We start from the raw sequence: 20,937 nt of genomic DNA on the forward strand, positions 1-20,937 counted from the left end.
GAGACAGCATGGTATCCCTTGCCCAGCGTGTGGTGAATTTCCGCGCACGATATCTCGAAAAGCCCTTGGTCGCATGCGTGCGCAGTCAGCCATTGCTCCGCCGAGCGTCAGGCCTCTACGCGCGTTTTGCCTACAAGACCTATTCCGACATGCAGTTTACGCCGACGAACCTTTGGGCTGCCGGTGCTTCGGTTCCAGCCCTGTGGTGCGATCAGGGAACACCGCGGTTCGATGGGGTGATCCTCTATCTGCATGGGGGTGCCTTTACCGTTGGCGGTGCTGCGACCCACAAGCATCTAGCGGCGCGACTAGCGGGTGTCTGCGGCCTGCGCGCAATACTGCCAGAGTATCGCTTGGCGCCCGAGCACCCTTTCCCGGCCGCGCTTGACGATACGTTGACCGCCTATCGTGCCCTATTGGATAGAGGCTATGACGGCGACCAGATCGTGCTGGCCGGGGACAGTGCGGGCGCTGGGTTAGTCTATTCATCGCTTCAGCACATCTTGTCCAAGGGCCTTCCGAGGCCGCGCTGCGTGGTCGCTATCAGTCCCTTCGTGGATATGGAGCTCAGCGGTGAGTCCTTCACCACCAATCGCAAGTCCGAGTTAATGTTGCCGATGTCCTGGATTAAACGCGCCGGAAAGATGTATCTGGCCGGTACCGATCCGGCGGACCCGCGCGTGTCACCGCTGAGGGGGGAATTCGAAGGCGCGCCACCGAGCCTTATCCTGGTAGGGGCTGGGGAAGTGTTGCGTGACGACAGCCACCGCATGGTCGATCGCCTGCGCGAAGCCGGGGCTACTGCGGAGCTGTTCGAACAGCCCGACGTGCCGCATATCTGGCCCACGAATCTGGGTCGTTCGCCCGAGGCAGACGCGGCAATTGATCGTATCGCTGCCTTTGTGAGATTACATTTTAACGCGCCTGATGCGTGAATGGAGGCAACAGCCATGCAAGATACCATCCACTGCATGCAGGAACGGTTTCGCGTAATGCAGCAAGCGCACCTGTCCGAACCGAATCCTGATTATGCGACGCGCAGGGATCGGCTGAAGCGGCTTGAGTTGGCGCTGCATCGTTTCTCCGAACCACTCATGGCTGCAATGAAAGAGGATTTCAGCCACCGCAGCAGCAGTGAAGCAGCCGCGTTCGACGTGACAGTGCCGATTGGCGATGTTCGTATGAATAAGCGCCATCTTCGCCACTGGATGCGCCCACGTCGATACGCCACACCCAAGCATCTGCTGCCGGGGCGAGGGCGTGTGATACCGCAACCCAAAGGCGTGGTGGGCGTTATTTCGCCGTGGAACTTCCCCGTCTATCTGGCGACTGGCCCGATGACTGCGGCGATCGCAGCAGGCAATCGTGTGATGTTGAAGCCTTCTGAACTGACGCCGTGCACCTCCGATGTGCTGAAAGAAATGATCAATGAAGTGTTCGACCCAAGCGAAGTTGAGGTGGTGCTTGGCGGCCCTGACGTGGCGGCGGCTTTCTCTGAACTGCCTTTTGGTCATCTATTGTTCACCGGTTCGACCCAGGTGGGGCGCAAGGTCGCCGAGACGGCGGCGCGCAACCTGACCCCGGTGACACTAGAGCTCGGCGGCAAATCCCCGGCGATTATCGGCCAACACGCTGATCTGGCCTATGCGGCCAAGCGCATCGCCTTCGGCAAGACCGTCAATGCCGGGCAAGTCTGCGTGGCTCCCGATTACGCGCTCGTGCCGCGCGACCTAGTGGATAGCTTTGCCAGCAAGCTCGTTGCGGTGATCAATGAATTCTTCCCGGATGTGGCGCAATCCGATGACTACACCGCGATTATCTCAGCCCGTCACCAGCAACGCCTTCAGGGAATGATCGAGGAAGCCCAGGCACGTGGCGTTAGAGTAATTCGTGTGGGTGATACCCGCCAGACGACAACCCGCAAGGAGGCCCCGGCGCTGTTGATTGACCCGCCGCTGGACATCCGAGCAATGCAGGAGGAGATTTTTGGCCCAGTCCTGCCGATCATTCCCTATGATTCGCAGGACGAGGCCATGCGCTTCGTTGCCGCGCGGCCATCGCCTTTGGCGCTATATATTTTCACCGACAACAAAGCTGAACGCGATGCGTGGGTGACGCGAAGCCTGTCCGGCGGGGCCTGCGTGAACGAGACCATGATGCACGTTGCGGTAGATACCATGCCCTTTGGCGGGGTGGGGGAGTCCGGCATGGGGGCGTATCACGGCAAGACGGGCTTCGACACCTTCAGCCACCTGAAGTCCGTTCTTTACCAACCCAAGCTGAACACCAGCTTTATTTTCAATCCACCGATGCGTCCCTACAAGCAGTTAGCTGGCAAGCTGCTGAGAAAGATTATCTGAGAAGTGTATCGAGCGCGATAGCGCGTCGCGAATCCCTGGCGGCATATGGGCGACACTGAGGAACCGCAAATGCAAACAAATAATGAAAAAATGACAACCGCGCAGGCGATCGAGCTTTTCGACAGCCTGCCACCAGCAAAGGCTGATCAGATGATCGGGCGTTGGCGAGGGGAAGGAATCGACACTGACCATCCCAGAGATGGGCTGCTGGAAGCCTCCTATTGGCATGGGAAAGACTTCCAGAGCAACGAAGCGGTATATCCCCTGATCCACACGCTTCCGGTCTGGGGGCGGGTTGCCGTCAACCCGGCAATGATACCCATGACGCTGGTGGAGGTGCTGCCGCTTCGCGATTGGATTACACCCGTGCTTTTCCCGATTATCTATCCGTTGATGCGGACGTCAAAGCCGAAAGCACGTCTTCGCACGATCGAGTTTCGCGGCCGACCTTATGCGGCGATGCTGTATGATGCGAAACCCATCCACGACATTTTTGCCCAGCTTGATGCCGACACTGTGATGGGCTGGATGGACTTTCGCGGGATGGATCAGCCCTATTTCTTCAAGCTGCACCGCGAGGCCTGAGGTTCTGTAGCTCTGTTTGATCTTGGCGAAGCTGCTCAGGACCTTCACAGGTGGCTGGGCAGTTCCTTTCTCGCGATATTGCGAGCTTCATCGGTTGGCAGCCCCAGAGCACGCAATTGCCAGAAAACCAATTCTTCTCCAGCGTCTCGCCAGGTCTTCTTGCCGTTTAAAACGAGGATCATCAAGGAGAAAGTCGCCCCAGCCGCCTGAGTCAGAAACGCCTCCACCTCGGCGGGCTCCAGTTCGAACCGGCCTTGTTTTATGCCGCGCAGCATCGCCGTCGTGGGAACACCACGCCAGAAGCTGTTTAACTCGGCATTGGAAATAGCGAACTGGACCAGAAAGCGCCCCCACACGGGTTCGTCCATGATGCGTTGTAGAGGGGCACGTAGCGTGATGCTGAACTGCTCGGCCGGATCTTCAATCCCGGTGAGCCGCTTGTGGATCCGCTCATTCATCTCCTCGACCACACGTATAGCAACCTGATCGAACAGGCGCTCGGGGTCGGAAAGGTTATTGTAGACCGTACCGCGAACAACGCCGGCTTCTTTGGCAAGTTCGCTCACATTGAGTTGCTGGCTGCCTGTTTCCGCGAAGAGCTTAAGGGCGGCATTATGAAGTCGCTGCTGAACTCTATTCATCATGCATCATCCATTGACGTTTATCCATTGTTTATCAGATGAGGGTAATTATGAACACTTTATAAAAAATATGGTCATTATCGTCCAAAGTCTAGTGGGTTGTTCAAAAAAATCCAATCTGGCCAGCTTCAGGTTCGGCCAGATTGGACGTGGTAAGGGTCGCGGAGCGTTAATTTACCAACTTACTGCGAGATCAGAAGTGGTAGCCGATCTGCATGCCAACCGCTATGGCGCTGTCGCCGTCAAAGTCTCCGACAGGGCCGGTGGTACCCTTAAGATCGAAGTAGTCTGCCATTGCGGTGATGCGTAGCTTGTCGCGCTGATAACTTGCTCCCAGCCCCACGCCGCGTACGCCATTGTAAGGGCTGAAGATCACCTGCTCATCGTCACTGGCGGCTTCATAAGTGAAGCGCACAAGGCCGCTCCAGGTGTTATTGAACTTCTGCGCCACCCCCAGTCTGTAGGTGGTGGTATCATCTTCAAGGGCCAGAATTGACGATCCATCTGCGGAAAATATCGGAGGGCTGATATCATACCCATCCCATTTGGTATGGCGAATGCTACCGAATAGCAGGGTTGACTGGCTGACTGGTGCCCGGAAATCGAGGGTGTAGGACTCGGGCCACACAATATCGAACGCTCCTGAGTTGATGCCGCTCTCTGTCGCCTCCAGCGAGTGGGTGATGCTGGAGTGATAGGTCAATGCGACTAGCGTGTGATACTCAGGGATCTCGAAGGCAGCGCCCACTACATACCCCAGGTCGGTCTCTGTGCTGGTATCCAGAGAGTAGCCGAAGAGTGGGAAGGACGCATCAGCTTTCATTTGCTGAATCCGCGGCCCAGCATAGACGCTGTAGCGATCATTGAACTTGTAGCGTGCAGCAAAGGTCAGTGCCTGACTGTCTAGATTAGCGTCCAGCCCGCTGAACAGGCCGGCACCGTACTTACTTTGACCATAGAACGGCTGATCCCATAGGACGGCGAGCGACAAGCGTTCTGTCGCATCGGTCTTCAAAGCGCCTTTGTAGGTAAAGAACCTCTCGCTAATCTTGCCGGTAGGCTGGCCAGACACATCGGTCCCGGAGATATCCGTGTTGATACTGGCAACGGAAAGCTCGGCATAGATACCTTGTTCGAACAGGGGCAATATCGGTTGGCCACTTAAATCAAGCCCCCCGGCTGATGCGCTGCTGGCGGTGAGTGCCAAGAAGGCAGCTCCTCCAAGTTTATTCATTTTTGGTTTATTTGTTATTGTCATGTTTCCACCTTCAGTGTTGGTGTGTCTTGCTAGTCCCCTCTGAAATACGGGGTCGTTCTCTTCTGAAATGCGGATACGCCGCGTTTGAAGTCGTTGGATTTAACGAGGGCATTCTGCTCTTCGGCCTCGGCCTTCAAGGTGTCGGTAAGGGGGCGGCCAACCATGCCGCGCAAAAGCTTTTTCGCTGCGGCGTTGGCCAAGGGAGCCGTGCACGCAAGCTGCTCTGCCCAGGCGCGGGTTTCGGATTCCAGTACCCCAGCGCTGAAAACCCGATTGGCGATGCCAGACTCCCTGCATTCGTCGGCGGTGATCCGACGACCTTCAACGATGGCCTCCAGGGCGCGGTGGTACCCCATCGCATTCATCAGTTGAAAGCTGCAGCCACCGTCTGGGACGATGCCAATCGCTGCGAAGGCCAGGTAGAGTGAGCTGTCGTCGGCCATTGTGATGAAATCGCAGTTCATGGCGATTGCCGTGGCGATGCCTGCGCAACTGCCGTGAAGCTGAGCGATAAAAAGCTTCTGGCTGTTTTGAATGGCCTCAATAAGCGGCAGATACTCTCCGACGATCAGGTCGGAGATCGGGTCATAGTCAAAGTCACCCAGGTCATTGCCCGCCGAAAACCCACGCCCAGCCCCTTTGATGATGCAAACCCGCAGAGTGGGGTCCGTCTCGACCGTGGTTAGCGCCTGGAGGAGTTCCGAGCGCATCGTTTTGTCAAAGGCGTTATAGGCCTGCGGGCGATCCAGAGTAATCGTGGCGACGGCTCCAGCCGTCTCTAACAATACTAAGCTCATGGCGGCGTTCCTCAGGTCAGGCAGTCGCTGTTACGCAGAGCTGCAATGTTGTAATCGTTAAAGCCCGCCTCACGCAGGATCGCTTCCGTATCAGCGCCGGGTGCACCAGGGGATCGAAGGGCTTGTGCCTGGGTCCGGCTGAAGCGGGGAGCCGGGGCGGCCTGCAAGACGCCGTCATGGTTGGCGAAGATCCCACGTGCAGTGTTGTGAGGATGGTCAGCGACTTCGGCGAGATTCAACACTGGGGACACACAGGCATCAGTGCCCTCGAAGCGTTTGGTCCATTCAGCTTGTGTGCGCATCTTGAAAATCGCTTCGTAATGCGCGTGCATCTCGGACCATTGCTCAGGATCGGTTTGCTTGGCGCTTTCCATTTTCGGCAAGTCAGCGAGTTCCAAAAACTCGGCAAAAAACTGGGGCTCAATGGGGCCAGCCGCCATATACTTTCCGTCAGCGGTCTCGTAGCAGCGGTAGAAGGGAGCGCTACCGTCAAGAAGGTTACGCCCTCGCGTATCATGCCATTGGCCTCGAGCCGCCATCGTGTGCAGCAACCCCATCATGGCGGGTACGCCGTCAACCATCGCGGCGTCAATCACCTGTCCCAAGCCTGAGGTCTGACGTTCAAAAAGCGCCGCTAAAATGCCAAATACCAGAAACATCGAGCCGCCGCCGAAATCCGCGACCAGATTGAGTGGGGGGAGTGGCGGTCGATCCGGCGCGCCGATCATCTGCAGCGCCCCGGTCAGGCTGAGGTAATTGATGTCGTGGCCCGCGCACTGTGCTAAAGGACCGGTCTGCCCCCAGCCGGTCATCCGCGCATAGATCAACCGGTCGTGCAGATCGTCCGGTCCAAGGCCTAGTTTTTCCATCACACCAGGGCGGAACCCCTCTATCAGAACATCCGCACCATCGATGACCTGGCGGATAGCGGCGCGCCCTTTCGCCGACTTTAGGTCAACGGCGATGGAGCGTTTGCCTCGGCGATTGATGTCGGTCTTGTCAACAGGCCCTGACTTCCGATCAACGGCGATCACGTCCGCCCCGAGGTCCGCGAGCAATTGCCCGGCCAACGGTGCTGGTCCGAGCCCAGTGAACTCGACTACCGTCAAGCCTGTCAGCGGACCACTCATGGCAGACGTACTCCGCCATCCAGACGCACCACCTCACCATTGATATAGGGATTTTCAATTATGAACCGCACGAGGTGGGCAAGTTCGGAAGGTTTGCCCAGGCGTTTGGGCAACAGTGGCTGTTGAGCGAGCGACATCTGCGCCGCCTCGGGCAGCGAGGCCATCATGGGGGTCAAAAAGAGTCCCGGGGCGACCGTATTGACACGTATACCGTAGCTCGACAGATCGCGCGCCATGGGCAAGGTCATCGCCGCGATCCCCCCTTTGGAGGAGGAGTAGGCTGCCTGCCCCTTCTGGCCGTCGTAGGCGGCCACCGAGGCCATGTTGACAATGACACCGGCCTCGCCGTCGTCATTTAGAGTGTTATTTTGCATACGTTGGGCAGCAAGACGAGCAACATTGAAGCTACCGACCAGATTGATGTCGAGCACCTTGCGATAGGCCGACAAGGCGTGCGGCCCATCGCGCCCCAGGGTTTTGACGGCAATCGCGACCCCGGCGCAATTGATGACGGCTGATACCCGACTGAACGCTGCCTCCACCGCATCAAACCCCGCAGCAACACTCTCCTCATTGGTCACATCGACCGCGCAGAAGAGGGCATCTGGCCCCAGCTCTTCGGCCAGTGCCGTGCCCTGTTCAGTATTCAGATCGAAGATTGCGACCTTGCTGCCGTGGGCGACGAGGTCTCTAACGCAGGCTTCTCCTAGCCCCGATGCACCGCCGGTAATGGCTGTCACTGTATGCTTGAGCTGCATGTTACGTACTCCTAATTGACTTGGGTAACGCCTAAAAAAACAGTTAAAGGCACGCTACCTCATGCCACGTTCGTCAAGGCCGAGGCTGCGACCGATGATTTCCTTCATGATTTCCGATGTGCCAGCATAGATCCGGCTGATCCGCGCATCCGCGTAGTGGCGGGATATCTCGTATTCCCGCATGTAGCCGGCACCGCCATGTAGCTGCAGGCATTCGTCCACGACCCGTCCCTCGGTCTCGGAGGTGAGCAGCTTGGCTTGTGCCGCTAGATCTGCGGTTAACTTGCCCTCCAGATGCATCGCCGTGCAGTGATCGACGAAGACTTGAGCGGCATCCAGTTGCGTACGCATTTCGGCCATCTTGAAGCGGCTGTTCTGAAAGCTGCCGATCGGACGTCCAAAGGCATTGCGGTCTTTGATGTACGCAAGCGTCACCTCAAAGGCGCGCTCGGCCCGTGCGACATAAGATGCCGCTCCGGTCAGCCGCTCCTCGGCCAGGCCCACCATCATCGCTTTGAAGCCCTGGGTCGGATCGCCCAGCACGTTCTCTTTCGGGATTTTTACATCATCGAAGAACAGTTCGGCCGTATCCTGCGAGTGCAGGCCAAGCTTTGCGAGTTTGCGTCCGCGCGTGAAACCCGGCATGCCAGCCTCCACCAGGAATAACCCTAGCGACCTCGCGTTTTGGGGGTCCGTACGTGCGGCAACGATTACCGTGTCGGCCAGAATGCCGTTGGATATGAACGTCTTGGCACCGTTCAGCAGCCAGTGATCGCCTTTGTTCTCGGCCCGCGACCGGATGCCCGCGACGTCCGAGCCCGTTCCTGGCTCGCTAATGGCGATGGCAAGGATATTGGTGCCCGCGACGATTCCTGGAAAGAAGCGGGCCTTCTGCTCGGGCGTCGCGAACTTGCGGAAATAGGGACCGACCACTCGGTTATGCAGAGGAATGAAAAGTCCCGCTTCACGCCACGTCAGTTCCTCTATCAGAATCTGATCAAAGCGGAAATCATCCAGACCCAGGCCGCCGTACTCCTCCTCTGCATACATGGCGAGGTAGCCCTGTTTTCCGGCGGACTCCCAGACGTCGCGGCTGACCATGCCGGCCTGTTGCCATGTGTCATGGTGCGGCACAACCTCATCTTCGGCCCACTTCCGGACAGAGTCGCGGAACATATGGTGCTCTTCGTTGAATAGAGGGCGATCAAGCATCTCAAGCCGCCTCTTTCAAAATGCCGCGCAGGCGACCTAGCTGGGCATGTGTCACGCTAAAGCGTTCGCCATACTGGGCGGCTAACTCATCGGCTCGCGCCTTGAATGTGGCAGGGCCGATGCCTTTGATAAATTGCAGCGCGCCGCCAGTATGAGCAGGGAAGCCGATGGCAAATATCGAGCCCACATTGCCTTCCACCTCGGTGTTTAGCACCCCTTCATCGAGGCAGCGTAGGGTTTCGATCGCCTGACGGTACATCAGCCGATCCATCGCATCGCTCAGGGAAACGCCGCGATCCTCAATCATGAACTGATCGAGTCCTTTCCACAGCGATTTGCTGCCATCGGCGTGGTAGTCGTAGAAGCCGGCACCATCCCAGTTACGGCCTCGGCGGCCCATCTCGCACATCATTGTCCCGATGCGTTGGGTTGCCGTGTTGTGCTGGCCGAATGCCGACTCCTCGCCCAGGCGCTGATCAAGTTCCTGGTGGGTGACAAATGCCTTGCGGGTTAGCTCCATTGATACTTCATCATGGACCGCCAGCGGGCCGACTGGCATGCCCACCTTCCAGCCTGCTCGTTCGATCTCAATCGGAGCAACACCGTCCTGGAGTAGTTGTAAACCTTCATCGAGATAAGTCGCGAAGACCCGGCTGGTGAAGAAGCCTCGGGCGTCATTCACCACGATCGGCAGATAGCCGATCTTAGCGACATAGTCATAGGCTTTGCGCAGTGTCTCGGTGCTGGTCTTTGCGCCGCAGATAATCTCGACAATCTTCATCTTGTCGACTGGGCTGAAGAAGTGCAGACCGATGAAGCGGCTTGGATCAGGGCAGAACTCCGCCAGAACTGAGATCGGCAGCGAGGAGGTATTGGAGGCATAGAACCCTGTTGTGGATAATCTGCCAAAGGTAGCGCCGATTACTTGCTCTTTTATATTGATGTCTTCAGAGACCGCTTCGATGATGATCTCAACACCCTCGAGATCGCGGTGATCCTCCGAGGGTTGGATAAGCCCTAGCAGCTTATTCTTTTCAGCTTCTGTTATGCGTTTACGGGCGATCAGTTTGTTGGCCAGTGTCTCTGCATTGGTCTTGCCCTGTTCGGCGTTCTCAATGCGAATATCCGTCAGCACTGTGTGAATGCCCTTAAATGCGTTGATCCAAGCAATCCCAGCACCCATCATGCCGGCCCCCAAAACGGCGGTACTCTCGAAGCGAAACTCTGAGCCTTCCGGACGGATGGCGCCCGATTTCACCGCTTGTATGCCGAAGAAGAAGGTCGAGATCGCTGCCTTACATTCTGGTGTCGGGATCAGAGCGACGATGCCGCGGCTTTCGGCGCGCAAGGCGCTGTCGAAACCCATCCGCATCGAATTGACTGCGATATCCACGATCTTTTCCGGTGCAGGCATTAACCCGCGGGTCTTGTTGAAGAGCATGGTCGGCGCCATCGTTGCTGCCATGCGCACATTGGGGGCATCGGCGCCGCCGCCGGGATAACTGAACCCCTTTTGGTCCCATGGCTGCACATGCGCCTCGGGGTTGGCCTTGACCCATGCTTTGGCGGCTGGGATCAAGGCGTCAAGCGTGTCCACGACCTGCTCAACCAGCCCAAGTTCGAGCGCGGCTGTCGGACGCAACTGCTTGCCTTCAAGGAGCAGCGGAAGGGCTTTTTCCAACCCCAGTTTAGCGGTCAGGCGCACCACACCACCGGCACCGGGCAGCAAGCCCAGTTGAACCTCGGGCAGGCCGACGACGGCCTTGGGATGGTTCACGACGATTCGGTGATTGCAGGCGAGGCACATCTCGTATCCGCCACCGAGAGCCGCTCCGTTGATCGCCGCCACTACGGGCACCGGAAGTTTTTCTAGCAACCGGAAAGGGGCCTTGTTTCGTTCGATGTAGTCCATGAGCTCTTGCGGGCTCATGTCATTGGCGAGGATGTCCTCCAGGTCGCCACCGGCAAAGAAGGTCTTTTTGGCCGAGGTGAGCACGACCCCGGTCAGCCCCTGTTCGGCCTTCAGCCGCTCGATCAACTCGAACATGGCGTCCAGCCAAGCCATGGTCATGGTGTTTGCGGCTTTGTCTGAGGCGTCAAAGGTTGCCGTTACGATACCGTCGGCGTCTTTTTCATAGGTGTATTCGCTCATGCCTCTGCTCCTCAAACGCGCTCGATTATTGAGGCGATGCCCATTCCACCGCCCACACACATGCAGATCAGCGCACGCTTTAGGTGGCGGCGCTCCAGTTCATCAATCATGGTGGAAACCAACACTGATCCAGTCGCCCCTAAGGGATGCCCCATAGCGATCGCGCCGCCGACGACGTTGAGCTTTTCATCGGGCACGTGCAGATCTTTTTGGAGGCGCAGCACCACTGATGCGAAGGCTTCATTGATTTCCACCAGATCGATGTCTTCTGCGGTCAGCCCGGCCTTGGCCAGTGCCTTTTTGGCCGCGGGACCGGGGCCGGTCAGCATGATCGTAGGCTCGCTCGCTGTGACGGCAACCGAGAGCACTCGGGCGCGAGGCGTCAGCCCCAGATCTTTGCCAACCTGTGCGTTGCCGACCATCACCAGCGATGCACCGTCCACGATTCCAGAGCTATTGCCAGGGGTGTGAACGTGGTTGATCCGTTCCACATCGGTGTACTTTGCGAGCGCCACGGCGTCGTATCCGTATCTCCCCATCCCGGCAAAGCTGGGTTTAAGCGCGCCAAGGGTCTGAATGTCGGTGTGCGGTTTGATGAAATCGTCGCGCTCGAGCACGATCAGACCATTCTCGTCGCGCACCGGCACGACGGACTTATCGAAGTAGCCGGCCTGCTGAGCGGCAGCGGCTTTTTTCTGGCTCTTGACCGCCAGCTCATCGACATCCTCGCGACTGTAGCCATCGAGGGTGGCAATCAGGTCAGCGCCGATGCCTTGCGGTACGAAGCCGGTGGCAAGCACCGTTTCCGGATCTTCGGAAAAAGGCCCGCCGTCGCTGCCCATGGGCACACGGCTCATGCTTTCGTAGCCGCCAGCGCAAATTAGGTCTTCCCAGCCAGAAGCGACCCGCGAGGCCGCTGCATTGAACGTGTCCAGACCAGACGCACAGAAGCGGTTGACCTGCGCGCCTGGCACGCTCTCATCCCACCCGGCTTTTTGCAGTGCAATTTTTGGCAGAACGGCTCCCTGTTCCCGTACAGGGCTGACACAGCCCAGTACCACATCGTCGACACGTGACGTGTCCAGGTCGTGACGGTGCTGCATCTCTTTCAGCAATGTCGTGACAAGATTGATGGGCTTAACCTCGTTCAACGCACCGTCCGGTTTTCCCTTTGATCGCGGCGTTCTGATGGCATCGTAAACATATACGGTCTCGGTCATCTTGCTCTCTCTTCGTGCGAGGGGCTTTGGCTGCAGTTGACACTTTATAGCTAAAATAAACATAATATGTCAATTATAAACACATGTGTTTAATTTTGATCCGTCGCTATTACGTCAATAATTCCAGTGGAAGCCCGGATCATGGGGTTCGTAAGGGCGCGATAGTGCGTTGGCGTGGGCTAAGGGATAGCCACGCTTACAGAGCGGGTTGAGGATTAGACTAAAGAACAGTTGTGATCTATTTTGAACATTAGTGTTCATTGTGCGAGTATAAATACACTCGAAGGTGGACTTGAAAGTAAGCAAATAATATTAGATATGGGCGAGAGAATAATGAGCAAAGAACAATACAAAAGTATTGCTACTATTTTTGGGGAGGGGGGGCGCCCCAAAAATAGTCAGCGCGAAATTAAAATTATAGATACAACTTTTCGAGATGCTCACCAAAGCCTTTGGGCAACGCGCATGCGCACTGATCACATGCTGGGTATCGCAGAAACAATGAATAAAATTGGCTTCCACCATATTGATATGATGGCACCTATTCAGTTTGATGTTTCAGTACGTTACTTAAAAGAAGACCCTTGGGAGAGAGTAAGAGAACTACATAAGGCTGCGCCTGAAACAAATTTTCGTGCGCTTATTCGTTCCAAAAATATCGCCTCATTCGACTTCCTTCCTGATGATGTTATTGATGGGTGGGTTGACCAGTTGTTTAACAACGGGTTTAGAGTTATTGGAGCGTTTGACGGATTGAATGACGTTTCTAATATTGCCCGTTGTTTAAAGCGTGCTAAGAAGCTAGGGGCTTATACATTTGGTGCACTTTCTTTTTGCGAAAGCCCAGTACACACAGATGAGCTTTTTGTAAATACTGCTATTGAGTTAATTGAACAAGCAGATGTAGACGCAATCATGCTCAAAGACGCTGGAGGGTTACTTACTCCAGAGCGAATTCGTACTTTAGTACCTGCTGTTAAGAAAGTCATTGGCGATCGCCCACTTGAGCTTCATAGCCACTGTTTAACCTCATTGTGCCCAGTCGTATATTTAGAAGCTGTCGAGCTTGGATGTGACCTTCTACACACATCTATTTCTCCGTTGTCAAATGGAGCTGGGCAACCTGCTACTCAGACAATCGTCAAATCATTGCGAGAGCTTGGTTACATAGTCAATGTTGACGATGAAAAAATCGATGAAGTCAGCCGCTACTTTAAACATATTTGTGAAGTCGAAGGAAAGCCAGAAGGTAAGCCTGCAGAATATAACCCCTTACATTACAAACACCAACTGCCAGGAGGGATGTTATCAAACTTTCATGCTCAGCTAGAAACGGCGGGCTTGGGGGAACGGTATGAAGAGTTATTAGAGGAAATTGCTAAAGTAAGAAAAGAATTGGCATGGCCAATTATGATTACTCCCTTTGCCCAGTTTGTGGGAACACAAGCAGTAATGAACGTTATCTCGGGTGAGCGCTATGGCACTGTGCCGAATGAAATTAAAAAGTATGTCCTTGGTTATTATGGGCGCCTGTTAGGGCCAGTTGATCCAGATGTCTACAAAAAGATACTTAAAAATGGATCATCGGAGATCAGTGAGAAACCAACATTACCTAAACCAATGATGGGTGATCTTGCCCAGCAGTATCCAAACGCAACAAAAGATGAACTATTGCTGCGTGCTATGTTCGCGGGTAATCAAGTTGATGCAATGAAAGACGCAATTACCAATGGCGAGTCTGGAGATGTCTATAGTGGTGAACTTATTGCTTTCATCAAAGACTTTGCTGGCGGAGATGAAAAACGAGTCAGTTTGTCCACTGGTAATCTGAAAGTTTCAATTTCACGTTAAAATAATTATAGAAGGAAAAACTGTAATGAAAGACTTAGATATCAGCCTTAATGATTTGAAACAACTAACTAAGTGGGTTAAAGAGAGTGGCGATATCCGTGAGCTATCGCTTTCATGTAATGGGTTAGATTTTTTTATTAGTCGTAATGAAAATACTAACCGCGATGTCACTTCTCAAGCGCCTGTAGCACCAATGCCAGCACCAGTCGCGTCTAGCTCCAGTTCGCAAGAAAAAATTGAGGTTAAAGACTCGGTAAGTGTGCCGATTGAAAGTCCAGCAGCACCGGCATGTGAAGTGACGGTTGGTGAGAATGAGGTTTTAATCAAAGCGCCCATGGTGGGCACTTTCTATAAATCACCAAAGCCAGGAGCTCCTGCTTTCGTTGAGGTAGGGCAGCAGGTGAGTCCAAAATCAATTGTTTGCATTATCGAAGTAATGAAGTTGATGAATAATTTAGAAGCTAAAGTAGATGGTCGAATAAAAGAAATTTACGTAGAAGATCAGCAGCCGGTTGAATTTGGTCAGCCCATAATGCTTATTGAGAAAGTATGATTCTCTTCTTGGTTAAATGGTGCCGCCCATGTTGAAAAAAATAAAAAGCGTTATGATAGCTAACCGTGGAGAGATAGCGCTCCGGGTAATTCGAGCTTGTAAGGAGCTCGATGTAAAAAGTGTCGCTATTTATTCAGAAGCTGATAAAGACTCGTTGCCTGTGCAGCTCGCTGATGCTGCCGTTTGCATTGGCCCCGCACCGGCTCAATTTAGCTACCAGAACCAAGAAGCAATCATTAGCGCAGCGTTAGCATTTGGCGTAGATGCTATTCATCCTGGTTATGGATTTCTTTCAGAAAAAGCAGATTTTGCAAAAAAATGTGAAGAAAATGAAATAGTTTTTATTGGGCCATCTGCTGACATAATTAGCAAAATGGGAGATAAAATAGAGGCTAGAAAAATAGCTGATTCTGCCTCAGTTCCTACAATACCGGGTTCTGATGGAGCTGTGAGAGAGCCTGAAAAAGCGTTGGAAATAGCACAAAAAATCGGTTTTCCACTCCTTATCAAAGCTTCTGCAGGGGGTGGTGGTCGAGGAATGAGAGTTGTCAATTCAAGAGAGACCTTAGAGCAAGATTTGAATGAAATAATGTCTGAGGCTGAAGTTGCTTTTGGTGACTCATCTGTTTATATCGAAAAATATTTAATAGATATCCGTCATATTGAAGTTCAATTACTTTCTGATGGTATTAACTGTATTCATCTTGGCGAGCGTGACTGTACCGCCCAGCGCAGGAACCAGAAGTTAGTCGAAGAGGCTCCATCGCCAGCACTAAGCGCTGATCAGCGTGAAGATCTATGCAAGTCTGCTGTACGCTTGGCTGAAAAAGTTAACTATAAAAGTGCTGGAACAGTAGAGTATGTTTTCGACAATATAGATAAGAAATTTTATTTTATCGAAATGAATACTCGTGTTCAGGTTGAGCACCCTGTGTCTGAAATGATTACGGGAATTGATATTATTAAAGAGCAAATAAAGATCGCAGATGGTCAGCAGTTGAAGTGTAAGCAAAAAGATGTCGTGCTGTATGGCCATTCGATAGAGTGCCGTCTTAATGCTGAAGACCCGCAGAACGGATTTATGCCTTGTCCAGGCACTATTAATTACTATCGACCACCAGGTGGTTTTGGCATCCGCATGGATAGCCACTTAGTAAGTGGCTATAAAATCCCTCCCTATTATGACTCTATGATCGGCAAGTTGATCTGCTGGGGAACTGATCGTAATGAAGCCATTATTAGGATGACGCGAGCCTTATCTGAAATGAAGGTCGAAGGTGTCAAGACAACAGCCAGCTTTCATAGCGAACTAATTAATAGTGAGAGCTTTAAGTCTGGAGATTTCAATACGGCCTTTGTATCAAGTCTACTCGAAAAATAATTTAAAAAATAAGAGATAATGTATGAAAAAGCTAAAAAATAAAATTAAGCACTGCGCAATCTTAATTGCTGTCGCAAGTACTTCAGTTGCTGGATTATCTTCAGAAATTGAAGCTCAGGAGCTTAGTATGCTGGCTGGGTATCCTTCAAACTTTGCTTGGTACAGAGAAATTGGTCCTGCGTTTATTGATAGGGTAGATGAATTATCTAGTGGCAGTGTACGGATTAACGTACATGGGCCTGATGTAGTGCCTGCATTTGAGCAGCTGCAGCCTGTTCAAGCTGGGGCATTCGATTTGCTATTTACACATCCAGCTTATCACTCCGGAACAACCGGGGTAGGCCTTTCTATTGATGCTATCGACGTAAATCCTATTGAACGTCGCGAGGAAGGTATCATTGATTATATTGATGAGCATTATCAAGAGCGTGGGCTAAAGCTTATCTCAGCGCCATCTACTGGTACAAAGGGCTTCCGTTTTTATCTTCGTGATCCTATTACAGGAGAGCCAGGACTGGAAGGGCGCCGTATTCGCGGGACGGTTTCATACCAATCTATGATCGAAGAGCTTGGTGGTGCTCAAGTAAATATGCCCGTGACAGATATTTATACAGCATTGCAACGCGGCGTTATTGATGGTGCCGCCTGGGGGTTGACTGGCGCTAGTGATCTTCAATGGCACGAAATTATTGGCTACATGACGGATCCCGAATTTGGACAAGTCGGCGTAATGATTTTTATGAATCTTGATCGCTGGAACTCATTAGATACCGCTGCTCAAGAAGTGCTTGTCGAAGCTGGTAAGCAAATTGAAGTTGATTCTGTTGCCCATTTTGATGCGTTGCAACAAAAAGAAGCAGATTTTCTTAAGAATAATGGGGTTCAGATTACTTCTTTTAGCCAAGCTGAATCTGACGATCATGAGCGCCTGTGGGCTGAAGGCGTATGGAAAGTAGCTGAAGAGCAAAGTGGTGATGATGCTCGGAAATTACGTGAATTGGCAAAATCAGCTGATATGTCTTACTAATAGCGGCCATCTTATGGCTGGGTTTTTCCCCAGCCATATAAGGTTTTATCTATGTTGACGAAAATAATTAATGTGCTCACCCGAGTTTGTTTTTTTATGGCCTCTTTAGCTTTAGGGCTTATTGTCATTGTTTTTTGTATAGAAATAGTAATGCGTTACTTCTTTGCGGCTCCGACATCATGGGCTACTGATACCGTTACTTTCCTGTTCTGTGCATCATTAATGCTGGCGTTGCCAGAGGTAACTAGAGAAGACGGCCATATTGCGGTATCTATTCTGCTCGATTTTTCCTCAGAAAAAATTTCAAATACAATGAGGCTAATTATTTATGGAATGACTTTTTTGGTTGTTTCTTATGTAACGTACACTTCTGCAATAGAGTTATTTAGATTGTACCAAACGGGTATTAATACATTAGGGTCATTTCGTATTCCAAAGTGGTGTGTGTTTTTATTTATACCTCTGGGTTTTATCTTGTCTGCTCTGCAAATTGTTATATTGTTAAGGAATCAGTTTTCTAAGGTGTTGTTAACTAGAAGAGGAACTTGAAATGGAATGGTACTGGATGCTTACGATTTCTTTTCTGTTTTTACTTGTGTTAATGGGAGTAGGGCTTCCGGTTTTTGTGGCATTCCTAATTGCTAATATAACAGGTGTTTTGCTAACGCTAGGAGAGAAAGGTTTCGGCATGTTCAGTAATAGCATGTATGAAACATTAACATCAGAAAGTTTTGTTACTATACCGTTATTTGTTTTGATGGGTGAAATATTGTTTAGATCTGGAGCTGTCGATGTTTTGTCCACAGCACTGGATAAGTGGATTGGTAAAGTTAATGGCCGGATGTATTATTTAGTTATTGGGCTGTCGACTTTTTTTGGAGCGCTTTCAGGTGCAGCAGCAGCTGTTGCTGCTATGTTAGGACGTTCTATTTTGCCGAAAATGCAAAAGCTTGGCTATGACACGAATCTAACGAATTTTACAATACTTGGTGGTGCTTCTTTAGCGCCAATCATTCCACCCAGTTTGCTTGTCATTGTGATTGGCTCGTTAGTTCGTGATACCTCTATTGCTGGTCTCCTGGTTGCGGGCATCATTCCAGGGTTTTTAATATCTTTGATTCTCTTTTTATACATATATTTTCGTGTTTCACGAGACCCAAATCTTTCTCCTGATAATAATGCAGGCGTAGAAAATTATTCAACTAAGGAGAAACTGGGTGAAGTGCTTAAAGCATCTCCATTTTTCATCGTTGTTTTTTCTGTTATGGGGTTGATTTTGCTAGGTGTTGCTACGCCATCAGAGGCTGCTGCGACTGGTGTGGTGGGAGCTGTTATTACTGCGTCTATATATAAGTCTTTTCATCTCAAAATGTTATGGGAGAGCTTGCAGTCATCTGTGAAAATTAGCCTTATGATCGTGATCATTGTGGCTAGTTCAAAGCTTTTTGGACAGCTCCTTTCCTTTATGGGTGCCACTTCAGGGCTGATTGATTTTGTCAGCACGCTTGAGCTTAGTGATTGGATGATGTTTTTTATATTAATGTTGATTCCTTTTGTGTTGTGTATGTTTATTGATCAGTTTGCGTTTATATTGTTGGCGATCCCCCTTTATGCGCCGATTGTTAGTGCATACAATTTTGAACCTATTTGGTTTTGGACTATTTTCTTAATTAATCTGACAGTGGGTAGCCTGACGCCTCCTTTTGGTTATACGCTTTTTGCTTTAAAAGGCTCTGCTAATAGCGTTTTAATATCTGATATATATAAGAGTGCCTGGCCTGTTGTCGCGTTGTTTCTCGCTTCAATTGTGCTTTTCTACTTTTTTCCGCAAGTTATAACTTACTTGCCAAGTGTGTTATAGGCGGAATCAAGCTTTCAGCACGTCGTTGTAAGCAGTCAGCCAGACCACGTCTTGAGCATTGCCAAGACGTATAACCAGCAGGCGTTTTTATCAGCGCTTGCCCCTAGCGCGGTGTAACGAACTTCGCGACGGCGACGATACCGCCTAGATGATGGCACCGTGACCGATCCAGTCACGGTGCCAACCTCAGAACGCTGGCGGGTTGCTTCGCGGGTGCACGCGCTTACGCAGGGCTACAACTGGCTTCTACGATTCTCAGCTTACAACTGATCCAGGCGATCAAACTTCCCGGCGATATCGCTCTCTGTCCAGTGAGGCACCCAGCCTTCTACGTTATCGAAGAAGCGCAGTGCAGTGAATTCTGGCGCTGGGCCCATATCAAACCAGTGAGGCGTGTTCGCGGCTACGCTGATCAGGTCATTGCGGGTACACAGTACCTGATACACCTTGTCTTCAATATGCAGGCAGAAAAGCCCCTGGCCCTTGACGAAGAAGCGTACTTCGTCTTCGTGATGGCGGTGCTCGTTTAAGAACTTTTGGCGCATGGCGTCTTTGTCTGGGTGCGTGGGCACCATGTGCAGCACATCAACGGTTTGGTAGCCGCCCATGGCTTTAACGCGGTCGATATCGTCTTGGTAGAGCGCCAAAATGTCTTCCTGGGTGGCATCGTCGGCAATCTCGCCCGGCGTTGCCCAGCGCTCAAATAGCACACCCACCTTGTTCAGCTCAGCAGTTATCTGCTCGCCGTCAGTGATGTCCAGCAGGGCATTGTTAGGGTTCTGATCAGCAAATACTTTCAGTTGCGACATCGTAGGCTCTCCTTAAAGGTGATAGGCCATAAAGGCTAAAGCGCAATTTCATCAAAGCGGGTAACGCACGCGTGGGTATTGCCCGCCTGGGTGCCTTCGCGAACTAACTGCAGGGTTTGCATGCCCGCCTGATTGGCGGCGTCCAGCTCTTCGACCACGTCCGACAAGAACAGCACCGCTTCCGGCGGCAGGTCAAGCTCAGCGATAATTCGCTGATAGGCTGTGGCTTCGCGTTTATGGCCAATATGGGTGTCGAAGTAGCCGTTAAACAGGGGGGTTAAGTCGCCTTCATCGCTGTAGCCAAACAGCAGCTTCTGCGCCTGCACGGAACCTGACGAATACACGTATAGCGCTTTGCCTGCCTGCTGCCACTGGCGCAGCGCTGGGGCTACATCGCTATACAAATGGCCTTTAAAGTCGCCACGCTGATAGCCGTCCGCCCACACCATACCTTGCAGTGCTTTCAGCGGCGTGACTTTTTGGTCGGTCTCGATCCAATGTAGCAACTGCGCAATGACGGCATCCAGCGTGGCATCAGCGTCGCCCATTTCGCGGCGCACGGCGTTAATCTGCTCGTTAACCTCCGCAGAGTCAGCATTTGCCCGCAAAAAATCGGGCAGCTTGGCCTGGGCGTAGGGAAACAGCACCTTATGCACGAAGTTAATATCCGTGGTGGTACCTTCGATATCGGTTACAACGGCGCGAACAGCTGGGTTACTCATTTAGACCACCGGCTCTCTTCAAGTACACAGGACAGTAAAAATTCAATGGCTTCCAAGTGCCGACGGCAACTAGCGATGCTATCGCCCACGGCATAAATACCGTGCCCCGCCACCAAAAAGCCCCAGGGCATCGGCCAGCCGAGGCGTACATGCTCCGCTAGCTCGTCCATATCTTGGGAATTTGGTACCACAGGTAAAAGAACCGAGGCATCATGAGTCACGTTGCCCGCTAAGGCTTTTTGCATCTCGAAGCCACTTAGCTCTATGCCCTTAGGAAATCTGCGCGACAGCACCGTGCTGGCTACGGTGTGAGTGTGCAGCACGCAGTTAATCGATGCGTCTAAGCGATAGAGTGCGGCATGCAGATCGCTTTCCGCGCTAGGTTTCCCATCACCGGATAGCACCTTGCCATCCAGGTTGCAGAGCAAGAGGTCATCGGCCTGAATGCGGGTTTTATCCCGGCCAGAAGCGGTGACAAGATAGCCCGCCTCGGTACGGGCGGAAAAGTTACCGCCAGTGGCGGGTGTCCAGCCTTGCTGCGCCGCCCATGAAATGGCGGCCAGCAGTTCAGTTTGTAGCGTCATCATAGGATCTGCGTCGCCTCATCTAGTAGCAGCCAT

Annotated in this window: 20 protein-coding genes; 9 read left to right on the top strand and 11 right to left on the bottom strand. The window is 52.3% G+C overall.

Annotation, left to right across the window (positions count from 1 at the left end; all coding sequences use genetic code 11):
- The first annotated feature begins 8 nt into the window (after positions 1 to 8).
- From CEK60_RS21140 to CEK60_RS21150, 3 genes are all read left to right on the top strand, one after another.
- On the top strand, positions 9 to 935 hold the full coding sequence (locus CEK60_RS21140; RefSeq protein WP_157698068.1) for an alpha/beta hydrolase: 927 nt from the start codon (positions 9 to 11) through the stop codon (positions 933 to 935).
- 15 nt (positions 936 to 950) lie between these two features.
- On the top strand, positions 951 to 2,360 hold the full coding sequence (locus tag CEK60_RS21145) for a coniferyl aldehyde dehydrogenase (protein WP_089040690.1): 1,410 nt from the start codon (positions 951 to 953) through the stop codon (positions 2,358 to 2,360).
- 69 nt (positions 2,361 to 2,429) lie between these two features.
- The gene (locus CEK60_RS21150) at positions 2,430 to 2,945 is read left to right on the top strand and encodes a DUF4334 domain-containing protein (RefSeq protein WP_198361412.1); all 516 of its coding nucleotides are present in this window, start codon (positions 2,430 to 2,432) and stop codon (positions 2,943 to 2,945) included.
- Between the two features lie 44 nt (positions 2,946 to 2,989).
- Here CEK60_RS21150 and CEK60_RS21155 read toward each other — a convergent pair whose 3' ends face one another.
- From CEK60_RS21155 to CEK60_RS21190, 8 genes are all read right to left on the bottom strand, one after another.
- The gene (locus tag CEK60_RS21155) at positions 2,990 to 3,589 is read right to left on the bottom strand and encodes a TetR/AcrR family transcriptional regulator (protein WP_089040692.1); all 600 of its coding nucleotides are present in this window, start codon (positions 3,587 to 3,589) and stop codon (positions 2,990 to 2,992) included.
- A gap of 190 nt (positions 3,590 to 3,779) precedes the next feature.
- A complete protein-coding gene (locus CEK60_RS21160; protein WP_157698069.1) occupies positions 3,780 to 4,844 on the bottom strand; it encodes an OmpP1/FadL family transporter in 1,065 nt (354 codons plus the stop codon).
- Between the two features lie 29 nt (positions 4,845 to 4,873).
- Entirely contained in the window at positions 4,874 to 5,641 is a 768-nt protein-coding gene (locus tag CEK60_RS21165; RefSeq protein ID WP_089040694.1) for an enoyl-CoA hydratase/isomerase family protein, read from the bottom strand.
- Positions 5,642 to 5,652: 11 nt separating this feature from the next.
- Positions 5,653 to 6,771 (bottom strand): CaiB/BaiF CoA transferase family protein, encoded by a 1,119-nt coding sequence (locus CEK60_RS21170; RefSeq protein ID WP_089040695.1) that lies wholly within the window; start codon positions 6,769 to 6,771, stop codon positions 5,653 to 5,655.
- Complete coding sequence (locus CEK60_RS21175; protein ID WP_089040696.1) at positions 6,768 to 7,529, bottom strand: SDR family oxidoreductase; 762 nt, start codon at positions 7,527 to 7,529, stop codon at positions 6,768 to 6,770. Before CEK60_RS21175 ends, CEK60_RS21170 begins: the two co-directional genes overlap by 4 nt.
- A gap of 54 nt (positions 7,530 to 7,583) precedes the next feature.
- Complete coding sequence (locus CEK60_RS21180) at positions 7,584 to 8,741, bottom strand: acyl-CoA dehydrogenase family protein (protein WP_089040697.1); 1,158 nt, start codon at positions 8,739 to 8,741, stop codon at positions 7,584 to 7,586.
- Between the two features lies 1 nt (position 8,742).
- Positions 8,743 to 10,893: a 3-hydroxyacyl-CoA dehydrogenase NAD-binding domain-containing protein gene (locus tag CEK60_RS21185; RefSeq protein WP_089040698.1), complete on the bottom strand. Its 2,151-nt coding sequence runs from the start codon at positions 10,891 to 10,893 to the stop codon at positions 8,743 to 8,745.
- Between the two features lie 11 nt (positions 10,894 to 10,904).
- Positions 10,905 to 12,113, bottom strand: coding sequence for an acetyl-CoA C-acetyltransferase (locus tag CEK60_RS21190; protein ID WP_089040699.1), 1,209 nt, complete (start codon positions 12,111 to 12,113; stop codon positions 10,905 to 10,907).
- Positions 12,114 to 12,446: 333 nt separating this feature from the next.
- Between CEK60_RS21190 and CEK60_RS21195 the strand changes: the two genes are divergently transcribed.
- The 6 genes from CEK60_RS21195 to CEK60_RS21220 are packed head-to-tail and all read left to right on the top strand — an operon-like array spanning position 12,447 to position 18,786.
- Positions 12,447 to 13,964, top strand: coding sequence for a pyruvate carboxylase subunit B (locus CEK60_RS21195; protein ID WP_198361413.1), 1,518 nt, complete (start codon positions 12,447 to 12,449; stop codon positions 13,962 to 13,964).
- A gap of 25 nt (positions 13,965 to 13,989) precedes the next feature.
- Positions 13,990 to 14,517 carry an acetyl-CoA carboxylase biotin carboxyl carrier protein gene (gene accB / locus CEK60_RS21200; protein ID WP_089040701.1) on the top strand — a complete coding sequence of 176 codons (528 nt, stop codon included), beginning with the start codon at positions 13,990 to 13,992 and terminating at the stop codon, positions 14,515 to 14,517.
- A gap of 28 nt (positions 14,518 to 14,545) precedes the next feature.
- A complete protein-coding gene (accC, locus tag CEK60_RS21205; RefSeq protein WP_089040702.1) occupies positions 14,546 to 15,898 on the top strand; it encodes an acetyl-CoA carboxylase biotin carboxylase subunit in 1,353 nt (450 codons plus the stop codon).
- A 22-nt stretch (positions 15,899 to 15,920) separates the two neighbouring features.
- The gene (dctP, locus tag CEK60_RS21210; RefSeq protein WP_089040703.1) at positions 15,921 to 16,925 is read left to right on the top strand and encodes a TRAP transporter substrate-binding protein DctP; all 1,005 of its coding nucleotides are present in this window, start codon (positions 15,921 to 15,923) and stop codon (positions 16,923 to 16,925) included.
- A gap of 51 nt (positions 16,926 to 16,976) precedes the next feature.
- Positions 16,977 to 17,474: a TRAP transporter small permease gene (locus CEK60_RS21215; RefSeq protein ID WP_089040704.1), complete on the top strand. Its 498-nt coding sequence runs from the start codon at positions 16,977 to 16,979 to the stop codon at positions 17,472 to 17,474.
- 1 nt (position 17,475) lies between these two features.
- Positions 17,476 to 18,786: a TRAP transporter large permease gene (locus CEK60_RS21220; RefSeq protein ID WP_089040705.1), complete on the top strand. Its 1,311-nt coding sequence runs from the start codon at positions 17,476 to 17,478 to the stop codon at positions 18,784 to 18,786.
- Between the two features lie 260 nt (positions 18,787 to 19,046).
- Here the strand turns inward: CEK60_RS21220 and CEK60_RS21225 are convergent, their stop codons facing one another.
- The 3 genes from CEK60_RS21225 to mtnB are packed head-to-tail and all read right to left on the bottom strand — an operon-like array spanning position 19,047 to position 20,904.
- Complete coding sequence (locus CEK60_RS21225) at positions 19,047 to 19,595, bottom strand: 1,2-dihydroxy-3-keto-5-methylthiopentene dioxygenase (RefSeq protein ID WP_089040706.1); 549 nt, start codon at positions 19,593 to 19,595, stop codon at positions 19,047 to 19,049.
- 35 nt (positions 19,596 to 19,630) lie between these two features.
- Complete coding sequence (gene mtnC / locus CEK60_RS21230) at positions 19,631 to 20,317, bottom strand: acireductone synthase (protein WP_089040707.1); 687 nt, start codon at positions 20,315 to 20,317, stop codon at positions 19,631 to 19,633.
- Positions 20,314 to 20,904, bottom strand: coding sequence for a methylthioribulose 1-phosphate dehydratase (gene mtnB, locus CEK60_RS21235; protein ID WP_089040708.1), 591 nt, complete (start codon positions 20,902 to 20,904; stop codon positions 20,314 to 20,316). The genes mtnC and mtnB overlap by 4 nt, the downstream gene beginning before the upstream one ends.
- Between the last annotated feature and the right edge of the window lie 33 nt (positions 20,905 to 20,937).

The organism is Halomonas sp. N3-2A (assembly GCF_002216165.1).
Lineage (GTDB): Bacteria > Pseudomonadota > Gammaproteobacteria > Pseudomonadales > Halomonadaceae > Vreelandella.